Genomic DNA, 2,213 nt, shown 5'->3' on the forward strand with positions numbered 1-2,213 from the left:
AATTCTTTCTTCGAAAATAAATTTTCGAATTTTCAGTCCGAAGTTTAATAAACTTCAGCCTATATCAAACCACAGCTTAGTGTGACTTGGTGGAGCCAGGCGGGATCGAACCGCCGACCTCCTGCATGCCATGCAGGCGCTCTCCCAGCTGAGCTATGGCCCCATCATGGTACTAGTCATTTTTTGTGACTGTTCCGTGACAGCGGGGCGCATTCTAGGCATCCCCCCCTGTCATGTCAACGGTTTTTTTATGAATTTTCTCTGTTTGCTATAAAAGTAAGCGCTTTGTCGATTCTCTCGCCAATTTTCTGTTTTGAGATAAGATTCAACGTGATATCCAAAGACGGAGAATTGCCTCCCCCGGTCACAGCTACACGCAGCGGCATACCTACTTTGCCCATGCCCACTTCTAATTCTTCCGCAGTACTATTGATGGCGGCCTGAATATTTTCTGGGTTCCACTCTTCTATTGCCATTAATTTATCTTTAGCTAGCTCTAACGGACCTCTAGCAACTGGACGAAGGTGCTTTTTCGCCGCGTTCGCATCAAAATCTTCATAGTCTTGATAAAAGTACGTAGAAATCTCTGCCAGCTCTTTGAGTGTTTTTACTCTGTCGGCTTGAATAGCAATCACAGACTCAAGAGCAGGACCTGCCGTTAAATCAACATTTAACTCATCAAAATGCCATTTAGCATGTGAAGCAACTTCACTCGCTGGCAGTGTCTTAATGTAGTGTTGATTTAACCAGATTAATTTCTCTGTGTTAAATGCAGAGGCAGATTGACCGATAGCGTCTAGGCTAAATTTCTCAATCATCTCGTCCAGTGAAAAAATTTCTTGGTCACCGTGAGACCACCCTAACCTAACCAAATAGTTAAGCACAGCTTGAGGTAAGAAGCCGTCATCGCGATATTGCATTACGCTTACCGCACCGTGACGCTTTGACAATTTTTTACCGTCGTCACCTAATATCATAGAGACATGGGCATATTCAGGGACAGGCGCACCTAGCGCTTCTAGAATATTTATTTGACGCGGCGTATTGTTGATATGATCTTCACCACGAACTACATGGGTAATTCCCATATCCCAATCGTCAACAACAACGCAAAAATTATAAGTAGGCGTACCGTCAGAGCGCTGGATGATAAGATCATCGAGTTCTGTATTGCTAATTTCAATTTTTCCACGCACGTGGTCATTAATAACCACTTTGCCTTCTAGAGGGTTTTTAAAGCGGATAACAAAAGGCTGACCTTCAGGATGGTCAGTTCTGTCTCTCCATGTACCTGGGTAACGAGGTTTCTCACTGCGCTCTTTTTGCGCCTCACGAATTGCATCTAGCTCTTCAGAACTCATGAAGCATTTATATGCCTTACCTTCATCTAGTAGTTTTTGAATTAGCTCTTTGTATCTATCGAAGCGCTCCGTTTGATAGATAGGGCCGGTATCCCAAGTTAAACCTAACCATTGCATGCCATCTAATATTGCTTGCTTAGCTTCTTCTGTGGAACGTTCAATATCTGTATCTTCGATACGAAGAACAAATTCACCGCCCTTCCCTTTAGCAAGAAGCCAAGAATAAAGCGCAGTACGTGCGCCACCAACGTGAAGATAGCCTGTTGGGCTGGGTGCAAATCGTGTAACAACCGACATGGTCACTCTCTATTGTTAATGTATTTCTAAAGTTAAGCGCATTCTACCAGTGTCCGTGCTACTTCAAAAGTAAGTTAAGAACAGAAGAAAAAAGAAAATCCGATAAAGAATTGGGAATAGATAAAAATTGGACAGACACTTATCGTTGAAGGCACTTTCCCTTCGATGCTAATCCACAATTGTAGACACACACTTTTGTCCCTCCTGAAGAACATTTTCTGTTAAGGAACGTAATGGACAGACACTTATAATTTTTAAGTGTCTGTCCATTTTGCTTTCATTTTGCTTTTCATTTTGCTTTTAAGATAAATTGTCTATGTTGAAACAAATAAGTGTCTGTCCATTTTTTCCATTTTACTTCGGCTTTTCTTACCACTTACTTTTTAAACGCTCACACACTTCTAAAACGTTGTTCTTATCATCAATTTAGTTAAGATGCAGCCATAGTGTTTAAATTTCGGGCATACAGTCATTTTTCTTTAATTTTGTTGTTGACACTAACGGAACCGACTCTATAATACCGCCCCACTTGCTTAGGCAAGGTTTGAAAAATAT

General features: G+C 41.5%; 1 protein-coding gene and 1 tRNA gene. Both read right to left on the bottom strand.

The annotated features are described in order from the left end of the window. Window positions 1-87: 87 nt before the first annotated feature. A tRNA-Ala gene (locus tag GVO62_RS04675) sits at window positions 88-163 on the bottom strand. A gap of 85 nt (window positions 164-248) precedes the next feature. Then, window positions 249-1,658, bottom strand: a complete 1,410-nt coding sequence (gene gltX, locus GVO62_RS04680; protein WP_159117947.1) for a glutamate--tRNA ligase — start codon at window positions 1,656-1,658, stop codon at window positions 249-251. Between the last annotated feature and the right edge of the window lie 555 nt (window positions 1,659-2,213).

The sequence above is a fragment of the Alteromonas sp. KUL150 genome (genome assembly GCF_009811475.1).
GTDB lineage: Bacteria > Pseudomonadota > Gammaproteobacteria > Enterobacterales > Alteromonadaceae > Alteromonas > Alteromonas gracilis.